Raw genomic sequence first — 15,961 nt, forward strand, 5'->3', positions numbered from 1 at the left:
CTGATTTATTCATGAAAAACCTTTTTGTAAAAGGAAAACCGATTAAGGATCAATGTTCCGAATGGGATATATGATTCGGAACCTGTTCGGAACATAAATAGAACAAAGCAAATTTCATCATTTTGAAAATGAAGACTAGCATTTTTAAAAATTTGAGTAAAAAAACTTAACGAGGTTTAGAGCTATAGGAAAAACTAATTGAGCAAAAAGTTTAGCAGTCCAATTCATAAAAGAGTCGGACTGCGTTTTTTATTTTGAGTAATCTCATTAAAAATCCCTAAGTATCTTAATTTTTATGGATTTTATTCTTTGCTATTGGAGAATAAAAAAATGTACAATGCTTTTTTTTGTTCAAATGTCATCTTTGAAACTAGTTCTCCGATTTTATTTTCAATTTCTTTGTTCGCATCCACGGATTCCTCAACGTTTAAAGCCGAAGAAGTTTGGTGATATATACTGTCCCTTTCCAGCATTTGAAAAAATTGACTCCTTGAAATTTCAAATTCATGACATATAGATTCCAACAGGGAAAACGATACCTCTTGTCTTCCTGATTCAATCTTAGATAGGGACGGCTGAGATATTTTAATTTTTTTTGAGAAGTCAACCATTGTCATATTATTTTTTTTTCTAAGTTCCTTGATTAGTCTTCCAATTAATAAATCGCTCATAAATCAACCCTCTAAATATTATTATTAGTAATCGTATCGTTATTGAATTTTACAATCAATATATATTGTGTTATATTCCACTTAAGAATATATTCATATTTGGAATAAAGAGAGGCGGTACTAATGATCGATGGATTTCAAAAGGTCGTGAACAGGTTAATTGAAGAAAGGCTCGAACAAATTATCACCAGTGAAGAGTATGTTATGTACTCTGAATTGCTTTAATAAGGATCTAGATGAAAGCCCAATTTGGGAAGTTTGAGGATGAAGCAAAAAAGCTTGAATTCATTGATGACATTAGAGCAAACATTTTTGAACAGGTACATATACAAACGAAGTTAGCGTATGGTACGGCTTTTAATGATGCCCTTGTGTTTGCCATAAACACCTTAGTCAATCCACAGAAAATGTTTTAGTGGGAGAGTTGAGTGTGGAATATATTAAACATTTAGGATTTCTACAAATCGAGCTACATAGAATTACAAAAATTAATGAAGACCCTCGTACAGATATAGCTGAAAAACTTTTAATCGATTTAATAACCCTTATGGCAAAACATGAATTGGTAACTAATCGTTATATTTTTGATTTTTCCAGAAATGAGAAATGCGAACAGAGAGATAATTTACATCTGTCTTTGATAAAGGCAGGAATGCAAATTGAAAAGGAAAATCAATTGTTAGAATAAAACTAATAGAGAATGAAGCAGTGATGTGATGGTAATGAATTTTTAAATTTTATGTAGGGTTTCAAAAAATCACTATATGAAGGGGATAAGCAATATGCAAATATATTCTGGCAAATTAATAATTGATCTGGCAACAATTGTTGAAGACGCAGAAGAAAATATCATGAAAAATAATGCTCATGAAGCATTAACTTCAGAATTGATGCACGAAGTGAGAGTGATACTCGGGGCAGCTGGATATTTGGCTGGAAGTGTAGGAGCAACGTTAGAGAAAGTAGAAGATGTTAACGCGAGCGATTATTCAATGATTAAGTCATATGTAAAACAATCCAAGAAAGATGTTCATCAAGTATATAACAAAGCTAACACAGCAACTTTTAGAATTGAGTAACAGGATTTAATAAAAAACAGGCTAGCAACTTTTCTATAGTTCTAGATAGGTTATGGGCTGTGCAGGCAATTCTGTCAAAGCAACTAAAAGGTTATCTTACTAATGGCGAGATAACCTTTTTATTTGGGTGATTTATAATTAAAAAATGAAAGCGGGCAACTTTAACTGTTAAGGGGCATGTTTGAAAACAAGCTAATCACTGAAAAAATAACAGAGTACAGGAACGATGCCACAGTAATAGCTTACATTTAGGAAACGATTGATAAGGAAAAGAACGGTAATTTAGATTGAGGGATGCAAATGAAGCTTCTTATGTGCCTTAAATGTAATGATATATTTAATCTAGACCTGTCTGAAAAGAGCTGCAGCTGCGGAAGAAGTAAGGGGAAATATATAAATCAGCAGCTTGCCGAATATACCGGGGAATTTGCGTTGCCTCTTGGCTTTTCTAATCCATCTTTGATACAGGCAATTAAGGGTCAACCGAATGAAGGAATGGGTAAGGAGTTCACTGCTTTTGTTATCCCTAAGAACTGTGAGACTTTTTTAAAGAGGCTCTAAATCCTATTGTTTCAGTTTAGAGGTGTTATAGATGAATAAAGATAAATAAAGATAAAATTGAGCATAGATATATCGATGATGAAATTTTAATCATAGCAATTGAGTTTGCTAAAAAAGGGATTCCAATGAAAGCAATTCAAAAGAAGTTTATTTTATCAGATGATGATATAGATTTGATTGAATTCAGTATTAACGAATTCTAATTGCTAACAAGTAGAGAAATATTTAACTGGACCTTAAAATAAATGATAAACGTAATTTCGCAGTAGGATCTAGGTGTTCTCCCATGTCAATTTCTTTATATGCTAGCCTCATAGAAGAGATAATCGAGAAAGGTGAAGTAAAGATATCCTTAACAGACTGTGATGCTCAATTTTATCTTGAAGATGTTTTAAATGAGAGGGGAATTCAGTATAAAAAAATTCTTCCCTTGAGAAACACAAATAAGGCAATCAAATTCATCCTATATAAAATCCAATTAAGTTTAAAATAGGCTATTGCAAAAAAATAACTGTGGTGTTACTATCTTAATAACTTAATAAACGAAAAGGGAAAACCCCAACTAATAAATGTACGAAGCTCATTATTCGTATGTTTATTCGTTGGGGTTTTTTGTCTTTTATTAAGAAAAAATGAAAAGAGAGTGATATTTTTGACAAGTATTGAGGATATTTTGGTTCGTGGGATTAACGAAGGGAATGCAGAGTTTCTAATAAATTTAATTCATGAGAAGGAAAGAGAATATATGACTAAAAGAACAGCCCGGGGTTTGAAAAGGGCAAGGGAACAAGGGAAAGTGATTCTTGGGAGAGTCCCATATGGTTATCGATGTGAAAATGGGAAATTATTAATCCAGCAAGAAGAAAGTGAAGTAGTTATGAAAATCTTCAACTATCTTAAAATAGGTAAATCTTACACAGATGTTTCTGTTTTGCTCAATAAAGAAGGATATTTTTACAAAAATGATCTGCTGTGGAATCCGGTTAGAATAAGATGGATTGCAAAATCACGCATTTATATTGGAGAACTTTATTATAACAAGACCAGTACTAATTATAAAAATGGAACCGTAAGTACTGTTAAAAATCCACCTAATGAGTGGGCCAAGATCACAGTACCTGAACTTATACCGCTTGAATTATTTGAAAGTGTTCAATTTAATGTCTTATGGAGTAAGAAAAAATAATTATTTACAATCAACGAAAAAGAAAAATAATTCAAAAATTATGAAGTACCAAAAAAGGGCCATTTGGTCCTTTTGGTTTTAGGTAAACCGTTAAATAACAAAGAAAGAACAAGCTACGGAAAAATGGATACACATGTATGACTGTAAATCTCGCATTTTCTAGTGTAAACCCTTGTAAGTACATTTTTCTGTGTATTATCTGCTCGCATATCACTTTATCATAATTACAAACATCCTGTTGATTTATTCGAAAAAAATGTTAATTTGGTTTACTTTTTTTATAAAAATGTAGTACAATAAGATAAAATATAAAAAGGTTGGTGTTGCTAATGGCTTTAAGCTTAGGGATGGAGAAGGCGACAATAGAAAGTCTTGTTAAAGCTTTTTCGGGTAGTACTAAGGGTATCACCAATGAGGTTAAACTTGAACAAGGATGGCATACGGGGAATTTTGAAAATGGTGGTTCTTGGGATACTCGTTTCGGACGAATTAGAAAAGCTGCCTTACATAAGAACTTGGTAGTACTTCAACGAAAAAGAGGCATCTGGGAATACATATTGGTTCTCGATATTGATACGAGAACACTTTATGCCTTCTCAAAGGAAAAGAACTTTGATGTTGTCATCAAGAAGCTTGGAAAAAAAAGTATTCACTATTTCCATGCATTCGTATCCCTAAATAATCAACCAGTTAATCTGGATAATCACCAACTAGAGTTTTTTCCTCGTTTTACAGATGAATATGAGGAAAGACGAATTGAAGAAGTTCGAAAAATATTAGCTGAAGACTATCCACGTGTAAATAAAGTTATTTTTGTTATTGGAAAAGAAGAGAACAATAAAATAGTTAATGTAGAAGCAAAATTGTATAATCAATTTTTTGAATTAATAGATGTGGAAGACTGGTCAACATATGTCGCAAGTGATCAGTATGATGAGATTTTTGTTCCTAACGCACAAATCAGTGGAGAAACAGAGAAGAGAGAAATCATTCCAAAAGTTAAACAATCAATCAAGGACCGTAGAAACTCTGAAAGAAGAATTACTAGAGTAAAGAATAAACAGCAGGATATAGAGGGACAGAATATGTAGACCTCAATTATTAAGGAGGAACTATAGTGTTTGAGAGAAATTTCAATGGAGCAAGACTGAAAGAGGGGAGAATTTATCGAGGTTATACTATAAGTGATTTAGCAGTTGAATTAGATGTTAGTAAACAGATGATTTCGAAATACGAAAATAATAAAGCAACCCCGACGTTTGAGGCATTATTGCAAATTATTCGTGTCTTAAACTTTCCAAAAGAATATTTTTATGAAGATCCTCTGTCTGTAAAAACGGGAAATACGTATTTCCGTTCTTTATTATCTACTGGTAAAAAGGAAAGAGAAATGCAGTATGATCGAGTAAAATATTTAACTATAATACGTGCCATGTTAGAGGAATACGTTGATTTCCCAGAATTAGAAGTACCTGAATTTCCAGAATCATATGCAACTGATATAGAAGCAGCAGCAAATAAGTTGAGGGAATATTGGAATTTAGGGAATAAGCCCATAAAAAATATTGTTTATTTGCTCGAAACAAAAGGGTTTGTACTTAGTTCAATGAGATTAGGGAAAAAAAATATTGATGCATTTGGGTCACACCACGAACTGGATGGGAAGCCATATTACTCAATTGTATTAGGTAATGAAAAAAGGTCCTTTTATAGACGACAATTTGATGTTGCTCATGAATTAGGACATAAAATCTTACACGACCCTTATTTAAATATTGATGATTTAAGTAAGGAAGAGTTCAAGCTAATGGAACAAGAGGCTAATGACTTTGCTGCAGCATTTCTACTGCCAGCAAATGCCTTCTTAAAAGACGTATTGATACACCCGAATGATCTTATGTATTACATATCTTTAAAAAAACGTTGGAGTGTATCAGTAGGAGCTATGGTTATGAGAGCATACAAGTTGGGTGCTATTACTGAAGGCACTTATCATTATATGCAACGGCAAATAAGTCAAAAGGGATGGAGAACTAGTGAACCCTTAGATGACATCAAAGAAATTAGTGACCCGGTTTCGATGAAACAAGCCGTAGAGTTACTAATTGAAAATGATTATGCCACTGGTGAAGAATTGGTGCAAAAATTATCTCATCATTATGGGTTAAGTTTAAACCGAGAAGAAGTTGAAGAATTACTTGGATTGGACAGTGGGTATTTAAAAACAGAAGATGTGCCTTTTAATGATAACATTGTAAGTCTAAAGGAAAGGTATAACTCCAAAAACAATATTGGATAAACGTCCTCACATGAAACGAGAGAGAAATGCTCCGCCTTATTTTATCTTCTTAAATAAAGGTTCACTGTATTAGTGCTTTACCATCTACCCCATACTTACTTGAAATAGTCATTATGCTAATAGGTATTTCGTGTTGATTAAATGGAGTTTGGCAATAGAATATTTTTCGGAACTTACCTCTTCAAAAAAAAAGGACAGTAAAACAAATAAGCTTGGAGATGCTATTCCAAGTTCATTTTTAATATGAATATTTTTGATTTCCCATCAGAGATAACCTGTGATTTTTAGAAGACGTTGCTTTAAAGAACTCTGCTATGTGTGAGTACTTACTAATGTCCAAATAGATTACCTCCATTCTTGTTCGGTTATCAAAACATTCTCGTCGATCTTTACCGAAAAAATATCCCGGGCAGGAATGATTCTAAAATCGCTTATGCTAATTGGATATGTAAATCGTAATTTTTTGGAGTGTTAGCACGGAGTATGAGTACGTGGCCAGATGTTATGTTAATAAAGTAAAGGGTAGGAGCAAGGATACTGGGTGCCAGCAACGGAATGGCATCTTTTTTTATAGTGATTTTCATGTTGCATTCATAAAATTCACACTTTAACGGCAATAACCTATATTAGAAGAAAGTACAAATTTTTGGGAGAAGGAGATAAAGGTCATGTTCTTTCAATTATTCAAAAAGAATAAGACATCAACTAATGAAGGCACTAAAGAAGTGAAAACTTCAGTTTCAAGTAAAGCTCAACGTGAGAAGGTAGCAGTAAGAAAAGGGGAATTAGGAGAATACAAGATAGATATTCAATTGGATCAATTGCCAAAAGAGTTCAGGCACTTATCGGATATAATGGTGCGTAACCCGAAATCCGTATCAGGATATTCTCAGATTGATCATATCGTTATTACTCCATATGGCATCTTTGTTATCGAAACTAAAAATTATCAGGGTACTATTTACGGAGCAAAGAATCGGAAAGAGTGGTCAGTGAACGGTAAGTTTAAAATGATGAATCCGTTTATGCAAAATCATGGCCATATCAAATCGTTGTTGAGCTTGGTCGATGGTAAATTTAGCGACCATTTCGTATCAATCGTATCCTTTACGAAAAGATGTACCTTTAAAGTGGATTTAGAAATGAGGAAGATTTCATCCAATGAGTTGATTGTTTACGATGTGGAGTTATCCGATTTCCTTCACAGAAAGGTTTCTGTTGTTAAATTACAAAATATTACTCCACTCATTACTGAACAAGAAATTGAAAGCATCTTTGCGATAATCCAAAAGGCTAACATAACAGATCCTGAACTAAGGGAAACACATACTGTAGCCATTCAAAACAATAAAGAACATCAGCATAACAGTAACCAAAGCAGCCCCAAGTGTGCTACCTGTAATCAACCTGTGTCTGAGAAGGTTGCTGCTTTTTGTCTTTCTAATAAGAAGTTTCAGGGTAAGGTCTATTGCTTTAATCACCAAAAGACAATTTAGTTGGCGTGAAGTGATCGAACAGGCAATATTTTGGTAATACATACTTATAAACTGAAACAAAAAAAACGGATCATCACATCAAAATAATGCTCCTTTCTGCTTTTTGGAATTTGCTCTGTTATTCTTGATTGTTGATTTATTTAAAAGGTTCTGTTAAGTCTCTATGTGGAAATTAGACTTGCTCTATCAAAAAGGATGGTTTGATAAATGACACTAAAGCGAATGAAAAAAGCAATCCTCTTAAATGGGTTAAAATGATGGCAAAGAAACTTAAAGCAAACTGGAACGTGATGTATTTGGCATATTGGGACCCACGAGGACCTGCGTTTACGAAAGTATTTGCGATTTGCGTTGGTGATTAAATGGTAATATATTGAGGAAAAATCTTATAGATAAAAGTTAAAATCTATTACCGTTTTATGGAATGTACGGAAACACATAAAATCATACATTGATATCCTTTTCCAATCAGGTTAAGGATGTTCAACAATTCGCAGTAAGCAGGAATTAGAGGACATAAATGGGCTTTACTCCGTCTAAAAAATCACCAAATCACTAAGCTTAAATCTCAGAAGGAGAAAATACTCAAGGTCAAAGAAGGAAAAACTCAAAAGAGGACAGAAATTTATATTGGTAATTTTTTTACAGAAGTATACGAATATGCTTTGGAATTAATTCATGAGTTTTTATTTCCTTCTAGAAAAGGCAAGGATCCCATTACTCCAACTCAGGCATATAGACAGTTAAATAAAGCTGCCGAATTTGCCGGTGTAAATAGTGTAGGAAATCACACTCTAAGAAAGACGTTTGATTATTGGTTCTATAAAGCAACAAAAGATATCGCGATGCTTCAAGGTATCTTAAACCACTCACATCCTTCTATTCCTTTAAGGTACATAGGAATTACAGAAGAAGAAACGAATAATGTACTAAAAAGATTTAGTGTTTTTAATTGAGAGATCTTGATGGAGGGAAGGTTAATGGACTATCTGAAAAACGGTGTAAGCTTTAATTTTAAAGCCATTAAAAAGGAAGACCCTGAACTTTGGGAAAAGTATAAGGGGTACTTTAAAGATATTCCCATTGAGGATGAAGAAAAAGTTTACATGAATTATCTTAGTGATAAAGTCGATGGAAGAATATTATTTAATTTTTTAACTGAATGCTTACCAGAGGATATGAGACTGCCTTTAAAGGATATAGATTGAGTATATATAGTTGCAAGTAGAACAATTTCATTACCGTATCGTTAGTTGGAGTGAGTGGTTAGATTATAATAATCTAGCTACTTTTTTGTATTCTTAGAATAAAAAAGGGAAATACTATTCACGATTAACTATGAAGGAGATCGTGGATTGAAGACCAGAAAAATTAAAAATCTCAAATCATTTTTTGATGGATCATCATTTCCCCAACGAGCTATTTATTATTATCTACTCCAATTTTTCAAAGATAATTCCTTAATAGAAATTAAATATAGGGACAAAACGTTTGGTAAGGAATTTGATGTAACACTTACCATAGGTGTTTCAAAAAAGGTTCTTGTTATAGAATATGATGGTGCTTGGTGGCACCAAGACCTTGAAAAAGATCTTCGAAAGAATGCGTATGCCGTTAATGAAAAGGTGAATATGTTAAGAATTAGAGAGAAAAATTGTCCGGAAATGATTGATCCTAGTATTGATTTAATACAAAGAACAAGGGTTAAATCATTGAGAGAATTGAATTTACGAATTTCCCAAGCAATTAACTGGGTTTTAAAGAAGGTTCTGCAAGAGTCTATTTTAGATGCTCAAGAAATACGGAAACTTATTTTAATGAAACAAGAAATTGAACCTAATCAAATGATCAATACTATAAGAGATCGCCATATTATTGATACGATCGTTCCCCAAAAAAACAAAGAGGAAAGACTTAAAGCAGTTGAAGATATGAAAAGGGATTTAATTAATTTGGCTAAAGCAAATATAGATAACTTTACAACAACAAGGCAGTGGGATAAGTTTGCCGAAATAAGAAAAACATATAAATCTCATTATTATGTTCATTATTTCAATACTTGGAAAGAAGCGCTAGAGCATGTAGGACAAAATCCGGCATGGGAGTTAAAGAAGCAAGTTGCAATCAAACAAGGGCTAGAAACCATAGATCATGTTATCAGTTATTCTTCGTATAAATCATATCTTCAAACGATTGATATGGATAGATATATTTCAGCAACTGCGATAGTAAATATATTTGGTACATGGAATGAGTTCAAGAAAGAACTTGGTATATCTACATATGAAAAATCAAAAACGTATTCAGAGCAAGAATTAGTCCAAATTGCTATGGAAAACAAAGTATTATTTAAGAATAGTTCAAAATATGATCAATTTGCTCGAAAAAATGGATTACCAAGCCAGCATGTTTATATTAGAAACTTTGGATCAATGGATGCTGCTAAGGAGAAGGTCGGTATTCCAATTGTTGAAAGAAATACAAGGGTGAATTGGCCGTACGAGGAACTGATAAATATAGCTAAAAAATATTCACAACATTATACAACAATGGACAAGTGGTTATCATTTGGTAAACTGGTTAATGAAGAAGAAGGAAAAATTGTGATACCACACCCAACTATTTACCAAAAGCGGTTTAGTGGTTGGGATAATTCAAAGGAAATAATATTCTCGACTTAGTGGAAGGAGTAGGAGGCATCTTGTGTTGAACGAAAAGAGGCTGCCTTCTTTCCTTTTGATTCGACATCTGTAGTACTTCCTAATTACTATAAATATACTGGAATAAAACCTAGTAAAAGATTTAAGGAGATGCACGACGAAGTATAATAAAATTAATAATACACCAATCTAACGACACTATAATTGAGAAACAAAAATAAAAACACTCAGATTATCAGGCTCTGAGTGTTTTTGGCACCGTGGTTAATAAGATCGCTAATTTAAATTTTTATTCCTCCTGAATTTTTTTCCGTATACATTTTCTGGTCAGCTTCGTTAAATAATTCGTCCATCATTCCAATCGAGGAATCACGGTATGCATATCCTTTAGACAATTTAATTTTTATATCCTTACTGTCTTTATTAAATTGCGAAAAGTCTTCTGAGATTTATTAAAAAGGTTCATAACATCAACGTTACTTACATTTGTCATCAAAATAGCAAATTCATCTCCACCAATTCTCGTCACAATTACATGTTCGGAGGATAGCGGTTTAATAGTTTAGCGGTTTCTATTATTAACAAGTCACCTCTTTCATGACCAAAATTATCATTATTATATTTAAGTTCATCTAAGTCACATAAAATAATACCAATCGGTACGTCGATACACCGGTTATATTTATCCTTATTTTGTTCAAAATATTCTCGATTGAAGATATCTGTTAACGCATCATGTGAAATCTGATATTCTAACTTTTTCTGTCAGGTTACCTTTTCACTAATATTTCTCATAATCCCTTCAATAGCTACGAACACGCCATCTCGATAGACGGGGGTAGAATATTCTTCAAACCAGACAGTATTCCCCCTCGAATACAACAGGCGTTGAAGAATAGGTTTATTGTAATCTGCAACACCAAAAGTTTTTATATAGAATTTCTAAGTCTTCTGGATGAACTTTTTCTAAAATAGTACGGGCATCACCATAGCATTTTTTTACCCAACCTTTTCCCATGATTGTATCAAGGGAAGGACTGAGGTATATGAACTTTTTCTCTGGTATTAACTGATAGTGGTAAATAATGTCTTTAGAACTTTCTACTAAATCGCAGCTTATTTAAAATGTGATGAAGAGAGATCCTGTAGAATTTAGCTTGCCAAAAACAGGTATATAGAAATTGGGATTGAGCTAAAAGACTGTTAGTTTGAACTAGCAGTCTTTTTTTAAAAAGGTGGAATATGATAATGCTACGTGAAATGTAGGAATTAAATCTAAACATAATTATACTGGACTTTTTTATTGCATATAATTGAATTAAATATGTTACAATATATCGCTGTTTTATTTACTACTTTTAAAAATGTCACGTTTGGGGAATAATGTAGTTTAAATTCGTTACACTTTATCGTGTTCGATGATATAATAAAGTTAGGAGGGATATAAGGTGAATAAGGTTTACGAGGTCATTATAAATGAATTTGGGTATGATGAACCTGTATTTACTAAAGATTTAAAAAATCGAGTAGATATGTCCGATGAAGCGTTACGCCAAAATTTGAAACGATTAGCTGATAAAGGAATTTTAATTAAGGTGAAACAAGGTATTTATTATGTACCAAGAGCCAACAGTGTTTTAAAGAAGCCGCGTGTAAATATTGATAAAGTTGTAACAAGAAGGTATATTAGACCAAACTCTAAAGATGTAATAGGCTATACTGCTGGGATTAATTTTGCAAATCAACTTGGCATAACATCTCAAACGGCTAGTGTCACAACGATTGTTACTAATGAGACTAAAAGACCTGAACGTGAAGTAACATTTGGTAAAAAAGTTGTTAAGCTAAAAAAGCCGAAAACTCGCATTACTGAGAGAAACTATAAACTCTTACAAATATTAGATTTATTGAATGAATATGATCGTTTAAGTGAGATTCCTTTAATCAATGCTGTTAATCTAATTAAGAAGTATCTAGTTGATGTTAATATAACTAAACAAGAATTTAACGAATATATAAGTAGCTATCCACAAAAAACAATGGTACGTGTACTAGAAACGGAGCTATATAGTGAATTTGCATAATAATAAAGATGTATTTCAAGAAATAGTTGAAGCAGCGTCCTCTGAATTCAACTTACAACCGTTCCAAGTTGAAAAAGATTATTATGTTTCATTATTTTTAAAGAACTTACAAGAGGTTGCATCTAATATCATATTTAAAGGTGGAACCTCTCTTTCTAAATGCTATAACGTGATTGATCGCTTTTCAGAAGATATTGATTTAACAATTTACTTTGAAGAAGATAAGTTGACCACTGGGGCTTTAAGGAAAAGCCAAGAACCATTGATTGCAGCGATTAAAGATACAATCGTAAAGTTAGACTTTAGTTTCTTAAATGACGAACAAACAGAACCTGTATATTCTAAAAGGAGTTTTAATAAATATAAGGCTGGGTACAATCGAATCTATCAAGGTGAGGGTGAAATACACATGCTTGATCATATTCTTGTCGAAACAACCCTTACATATAAACCCTATCCTTGCGAGAAAAAACTTGTCAGTAATTACATAACAAAGTTCCTAGAAAAAGAACAGCCAGAATTGATTAAAGAATTTGACTTGCAGCCTTTTTATATGAATATTCAATCTATTGATAGAACTTTCGTGGACAAGTTATTTGCTTTATGTGACTACCATCATGATAAGGACTATGATCGAAAGTCACGGCATATTTACGATATACATAAGATTTATCAAAGTGGTCTTTTAAACGAAGAAGAATTATCTTCTCTTGTTGGCAAAATTATTGAAACACGAAGAGCTGGACATAAAACGCATTCTTGTCAAACTGGCTATAAGCCTATAGAAGCGCTGGAGGATATTATTAACAGTGCGGTTTTTGAATTTGATTATAAAACAAACACAAGAGAGTTCTTGTCGAAGTATGTGGATTATGAGACTGCTATTGTTTCATTACAAGAGATATTAACAAAAGGTTGGATTCCAGAGGAGATTCCAGAATCTCCAAATATCCTCGTTTAAAATAAAATACATAGAATAATGTTTTTAAAGTTTACTAATAAAAAAGATATAGTTAAGACTGAACTAATCAAATTTTGTATTAGGTCAGTTTTTTATTATAAAAGATTTATCTCTCAAGTTCCTAACGTGCCTGTTAGGTCTTTTTTTGTGTAAACTCTCTTTAAAGTTACTTGTTTTAATTTATCTTTATTTTAACAAGTCTAATGAGATTAATCATAATTTTTACTTAGGGGAAAGGTAAGTCATATCAGAGCTTAGCAGTATAGGGGGAAAAATCACATGGATAAAAGGATTGTTGATTAAGTGTAAGTGCGATTAACGTTGATGGCGTTGCGGCAGCTAAATATAATGTTCCTGCAAACTCTTCTTTCGCGGTTAAATTCTCTGGCGAAGTTGATAAAACCACTGTTACTACTGGTACAGTATCTTTAACTAAGAATGACGTTAAACAATTAGCGACAGTTTCTTACGATGTTACTAAGAAAGTAGCTACAGTGAAGCTAAATTCTGGTCTTTTTGAAGCTGGCAAAGACTATGTTTTAACAGAACGCTGAAGAAACAGCTGTTACCAAATCAACAACAACATTTACTGTTGCTAATAATCCTATCGTTGTGCTGCCAAGTATACAGACAGTATAAATGGTACTACTGATGTAAATGGTGCTGTTGTAGATAGTTCAACAGAATCGATTGTTTCTACATTTAACAAAGATATCGATGTGAACACAATTAATACATCGAATGTTAAATTATTCGATGATACTGACAGTAAGTATGTACCTGTTACATTATCATCTGTGACAGTTAGTGAATTCACTGTAGGAACACCAACTTTGGTTGCTAATCATGAATTCCGTTTAGAGCTAGGAACTGAGATTAACGAGATTGCTGACTTGGCAGGTAACAAATTTACTGCCACGTTTGCTAAATTCTTCTACGGACTTACTCCGGTTACTGTGACGTTCTCTCCTGCAAACGGTGGTACTAATGTATATCCTAAAATCACTGCTTCTGGTGGGAAACTTTGCATTTAAATTCGAAGTTCAATTTAGTGCAAATGTAGATGCTTCAAAAATTATTGGTGAAACGGTAAAATTAAAAGAAAAAGCTACTGGTAACGTAGTTGTGCTACAGTTACTTATGAAACTGGTTCACGTTATGTAATTGTTACATCCAAAGCTGATCTAGCAGAAAACAAAGCTTACGAAGTTGTATTTGAAGAATTAATGGAGTAACCACTAAATTTAGAAGGGGGCTAACATATATCACATTATGTGTATAGGGTTAACAAGTCAATCAGTATAATCGACATTCCACACTCATGAGCGCCTATAAAAACATCACCAATGAGAAATTCCGTTACTATATCTTAAAGCAAAAAGCTGATGTATTCCATGCAATGAAAAGCTTTTTTAAAAATGAGGAGAAAAAGCAATATGCCTGAAATTACCCCGACAGGACCTATACCTGTCGGGAATTTTTACGTAACTATATTTTGTACTTTAATCCTATTTGTATTTGTTAGTAATAATTATAACCTAAAGAAACAGACCGATAATACTCGGCCTGTTTTGAATTAAGTATTCATTCCGGACAAATTAGTTGGCATAAAAATTAAGTTCGTACAGATACAGATTCTATTTCTGGTTTTTTTTCTGATACTGGTATATCCTCATTTGTCTGCGGAAAACCATTTGCTACCCACTCAGATCTTAAAGTGGAATCATATTGCGTAAGCCCTCTTTCTGCGGGATCTTTTTCCGCATCTACACTTTCTTTGTGGTCCAGTTTTACGGTATTCCTCATATCGGTATCTGCCAGCACACTAAATGACTGTTTCTGTCTTGTTTTATAACCTGAAATCGCTAATGCGGTACCGCCGACGGAAAGTAGGGAGCCCAATATAAGTCTCATTGTGGATTTGTTCATGTTCATAGCCTTATCCCTCCGTTTAATTTTTATCGATCATCATTCTAATACCCGTTTTTTCCTTTTTAAAAGCTTCTTATTTTATTTTGCTAAACCTAAAACGTTTCTAAAAGGAAAACAAGTATTGAGTTACTGAAGTGTAAGGTTATTTTCGTTGAAGAAAAAAATTTTTGCATATATTGAATTTCCGGAAACCACAGTGTAATTGAAGAGAAACAGGAGAGTAACTGTACCCGATAATTTAGACTAATAACCTTTGGGGTGCATTTTTATAAATCATATAGCAGTACAATTTTGAATATGCTTATGATGGAAGGCTTGGACCCCATCAATGGATATTACACTGGATTTTTACTAGATAGGAAGGGTTATATGTGGAGATTTTGGAGGAAATGTAGTCTGGTGATGGCCGGGGGGAGCATTCAGGGATTCGGGATGGGGATGTTTTTATTTCCCCATGCCGTCCCTTCAGGCGGAGCAGGTGGCCTCGCTGTTCTACTGAACCATTTTTTTTATATAAATATCGGACTTGCCCTATGGCTTGTGAACTTTTCAATGCTGATGCTCGCGATGAAGTATCTCGGGAACCGGGCGACTTTGTGGACAATGATGTCCATGACCGTTACTTCTTTCGCTATATTTGCCTTTCAAGCAACGTTTCTTATCCCTAAAGGAAACGTTTGGGTTGACTTATTCCTTGGCTCCGTATTTTTGGGTGCCGGTGTGGGCCTTTTGCTCAGGGAAGGCGTCTCCAATGGGGGAGTAGGAGTAATTGCCTTGATTATCTCTAATACAAGAAGTATTTTACCTGGTAAACCGCTTTTTTTCATAAATGGTTGTATCTTTATCCTGACAGCTTCCATTATAAAATGGGAAATCATCGTTCAAGCTGTTATCAGCCAATGGATATCCACGATCATTGTCGATTTCATTTGTAAAGTTGGCTTCTATCAAAGCTACTCCATTGGTTGGAGGAAAAAATAACGGGTGAAATTACCGCTTTTGAAATATCCCTGTACTTAGTGTCATTCACCA

Annotated in this window: 20 protein-coding genes and 1 pseudogene; 18 read left to right on the forward strand and 3 right to left on the reverse strand. The window is 33.3% G+C overall.

The window, feature by feature from the left end; genetic code table 11:
* Positions 1 to 302: 302 nt before the first annotated feature.
* Positions 303 to 671: a helix-turn-helix domain-containing protein gene (locus CUU64_RS11000; protein WP_101633681.1), complete on the reverse strand. Its 369-nt coding sequence runs from the start codon at positions 669 to 671 to the stop codon at positions 303 to 305.
* A gap of 236 nt (positions 672 to 907) precedes the next feature.
* On the opposite strand from CUU64_RS11000, the gene CUU64_RS22585 reads away from it, so the two are divergent.
* From CUU64_RS22585 to CUU64_RS11060, 12 genes are all read left to right on the forward strand, one after another.
* The gene (locus CUU64_RS22585) at positions 908 to 1,087 is read left to right on the forward strand and encodes a hypothetical protein (protein WP_257985489.1); all 180 of its coding nucleotides are present in this window, start codon (positions 908 to 910) and stop codon (positions 1,085 to 1,087) included.
* A gap of 14 nt (positions 1,088 to 1,101) precedes the next feature.
* Positions 1,102 to 1,359: a hypothetical protein gene (locus CUU64_RS11010; protein WP_101633682.1), complete on the forward strand. Its 258-nt coding sequence runs from the start codon at positions 1,102 to 1,104 to the stop codon at positions 1,357 to 1,359.
* 94 nt (positions 1,360 to 1,453) lie between these two features.
* A complete protein-coding gene (locus CUU64_RS11015; RefSeq protein WP_101633683.1) occupies positions 1,454 to 1,750 on the forward strand; it encodes a hypothetical protein in 297 nt (98 codons plus the stop codon).
* A gap of 300 nt (positions 1,751 to 2,050) precedes the next feature.
* Entirely contained in the window at positions 2,051 to 2,311 is a 261-nt protein-coding gene (locus CUU64_RS11020; protein ID WP_101633684.1) for a hypothetical protein, read from the forward strand.
* A 286-nt stretch (positions 2,312 to 2,597) separates the two neighbouring features.
* Entirely contained in the window at positions 2,598 to 2,804 is a 207-nt protein-coding gene (locus CUU64_RS11025; RefSeq protein ID WP_101633685.1) for a hypothetical protein, read from the forward strand.
* Positions 2,805 to 2,963: 159 nt separating this feature from the next.
* The gene (locus CUU64_RS11030) at positions 2,964 to 3,497 is read left to right on the forward strand and encodes a recombinase family protein (protein ID WP_101633686.1); all 534 of its coding nucleotides are present in this window, start codon (positions 2,964 to 2,966) and stop codon (positions 3,495 to 3,497) included.
* Between the two features lie 329 nt (positions 3,498 to 3,826).
* Entirely contained in the window at positions 3,827 to 4,588 is a 762-nt protein-coding gene (locus CUU64_RS11035; protein WP_101633687.1) for a DUF5986 family protein, read from the forward strand.
* A 26-nt stretch (positions 4,589 to 4,614) separates the two neighbouring features.
* Complete coding sequence (locus CUU64_RS11040; protein WP_257985490.1) at positions 4,615 to 5,796, forward strand: helix-turn-helix domain-containing protein; 1,182 nt, start codon at positions 4,615 to 4,617, stop codon at positions 5,794 to 5,796.
* Positions 5,797 to 6,464: 668 nt separating this feature from the next.
* Positions 6,465 to 7,292, forward strand: a complete 828-nt coding sequence (locus CUU64_RS11045; RefSeq protein ID WP_101633689.1) for a nuclease-related domain-containing protein — start codon at positions 6,465 to 6,467, stop codon at positions 7,290 to 7,292.
* A gap of 581 nt (positions 7,293 to 7,873) precedes the next feature.
* Positions 7,874 to 8,248, forward strand: coding sequence for a tyrosine-type recombinase/integrase (locus CUU64_RS11050; RefSeq protein WP_257985504.1), 375 nt, complete (start codon positions 7,874 to 7,876; stop codon positions 8,246 to 8,248).
* A 24-nt stretch (positions 8,249 to 8,272) separates the two neighbouring features.
* Entirely contained in the window at positions 8,273 to 8,500 is a 228-nt protein-coding gene (locus tag CUU64_RS11055; protein WP_101633691.1) for a hypothetical protein, read from the forward strand.
* Positions 8,501 to 8,647: 147 nt separating this feature from the next.
* Entirely contained in the window at positions 8,648 to 9,973 is a 1,326-nt protein-coding gene (locus tag CUU64_RS11060; RefSeq protein ID WP_101633692.1) for a hypothetical protein, read from the forward strand.
* A gap of 510 nt (positions 9,974 to 10,483) precedes the next feature.
* Here the strand turns inward: CUU64_RS11060 and CUU64_RS23120 are convergent.
* On the reverse strand, positions 10,484 to 10,696 hold the full coding sequence (locus CUU64_RS23120; protein ID WP_101633951.1) for a diguanylate cyclase domain-containing protein: 213 nt from the start codon (positions 10,694 to 10,696) through the stop codon (positions 10,484 to 10,486).
* Positions 10,697 to 11,400: 704 nt separating this feature from the next.
* Between CUU64_RS23120 and CUU64_RS11070 the strand changes: the two genes are divergently transcribed.
* The 5 genes and pseudogenes from CUU64_RS11070 to CUU64_RS11080 all read left to right on the forward strand — a co-directional run.
* Positions 11,401 to 12,036 (forward strand): DUF6088 family protein, encoded by a 636-nt coding sequence (locus tag CUU64_RS11070; RefSeq protein WP_101633693.1) that lies wholly within the window; start codon positions 11,401 to 11,403, stop codon positions 12,034 to 12,036.
* Positions 12,023 to 12,997: a nucleotidyl transferase AbiEii/AbiGii toxin family protein gene (locus tag CUU64_RS11075; protein ID WP_180954558.1), complete on the forward strand. Its 975-nt coding sequence runs from the start codon at positions 12,023 to 12,025 to the stop codon at positions 12,995 to 12,997. Before CUU64_RS11070 ends, CUU64_RS11075 begins: the two co-directional genes overlap by 14 nt.
* 314 nt (positions 12,998 to 13,311) lie before the next feature.
* Entirely contained in the window at positions 13,312 to 13,551 is a 240-nt protein-coding gene (locus CUU64_RS23125; RefSeq protein ID WP_142383625.1) for an Ig-like domain-containing domain, read from the forward strand.
* A gap of 135 nt (positions 13,552 to 13,686) precedes the next feature.
* Positions 13,687 to 14,031, forward strand: a complete 345-nt coding sequence (locus CUU64_RS22005) for a hypothetical protein (protein ID WP_257985505.1) — start codon at positions 13,687 to 13,689, stop codon at positions 14,029 to 14,031.
* Between the two features lie 254 nt (positions 14,032 to 14,285).
* A pseudogene (locus CUU64_RS11080) lies at positions 14,286 to 14,441 on the forward strand (sporulation protein YhbH); the annotation flags it as partial.
* A gap of 170 nt (positions 14,442 to 14,611) precedes the next feature.
* On the opposite strand, the gene CUU64_RS11085 reads toward CUU64_RS11080, so the two are convergent.
* Entirely contained in the window at positions 14,612 to 14,932 is a 321-nt protein-coding gene (locus CUU64_RS11085; RefSeq protein ID WP_308302367.1) for a hypothetical protein, read from the reverse strand.
* A gap of 366 nt (positions 14,933 to 15,298) precedes the next feature.
* Between CUU64_RS11085 and CUU64_RS11090 the strand changes: the two genes are divergently transcribed.
* Positions 15,299 to 15,910, forward strand: coding sequence for a YitT family protein (locus CUU64_RS11090; RefSeq protein WP_101633695.1), 612 nt, complete (start codon positions 15,299 to 15,301; stop codon positions 15,908 to 15,910).
* The last annotated feature ends 51 nt before the right edge of the window (positions 15,911 to 15,961 follow it).

This window comes from Bacillus sp. V5-8f (genome assembly GCF_002863565.1).
In the GTDB taxonomy this organism is placed as follows: domain Bacteria; phylum Bacillota; class Bacilli; order Bacillales; family DSM-1321; genus Peribacillus.

Excerpts from the sequence above, each read along its gene's own strand:
- CUU64_RS11015 (WP_101633683.1), top strand. The coding sequence starts at position 1,454 with ATGCAAATATATTCTGGCAAATTAATAATTGATCTGGCAACAATTGTT.
- CUU64_RS11035 (WP_101633687.1), top strand. The coding sequence starts at position 3,827 with ATGGCTTTAAGCTTAGGGATGGAGAAGGCGACAATAGAAAGTCTTGTT.
- CUU64_RS11000 (WP_101633681.1), bottom strand. The coding sequence starts at position 671 with ATGAGCGATTTATTAATTGGAAGACTAATCAAGGAACTTAGAAAAAAA.
- CUU64_RS11045 (WP_101633689.1), top strand. The coding sequence starts at position 6,465 with ATGTTCTTTCAATTATTCAAAAAGAATAAGACATCAACTAATGAAGGC.
- CUU64_RS11090 (WP_101633695.1), top strand. The coding sequence starts at position 15,299 with ATGTGGAGATTTTGGAGGAAATGTAGTCTGGTGATGGCCGGGGGGAGC.
- CUU64_RS11025 (WP_101633685.1), top strand. The coding sequence starts at position 2,598 with ATGTCAATTTCTTTATATGCTAGCCTCATAGAAGAGATAATCGAGAAA.
- CUU64_RS11055 (WP_101633691.1), top strand. The coding sequence starts at position 8,273 with ATGGACTATCTGAAAAACGGTGTAAGCTTTAATTTTAAAGCCATTAAA.
- CUU64_RS11085 (WP_308302367.1), bottom strand. The coding sequence starts at position 14,932 with ATGAACATGAACAAATCCACAATGAGACTTATATTGGGCTCCCTACTT.
- CUU64_RS22585 (WP_257985489.1), top strand. The coding sequence starts at position 908 with ATGAAAGCCCAATTTGGGAAGTTTGAGGATGAAGCAAAAAAGCTTGAA.
- CUU64_RS11020 (WP_101633684.1), top strand. The coding sequence starts at position 2,051 with ATGAAGCTTCTTATGTGCCTTAAATGTAATGATATATTTAATCTAGAC.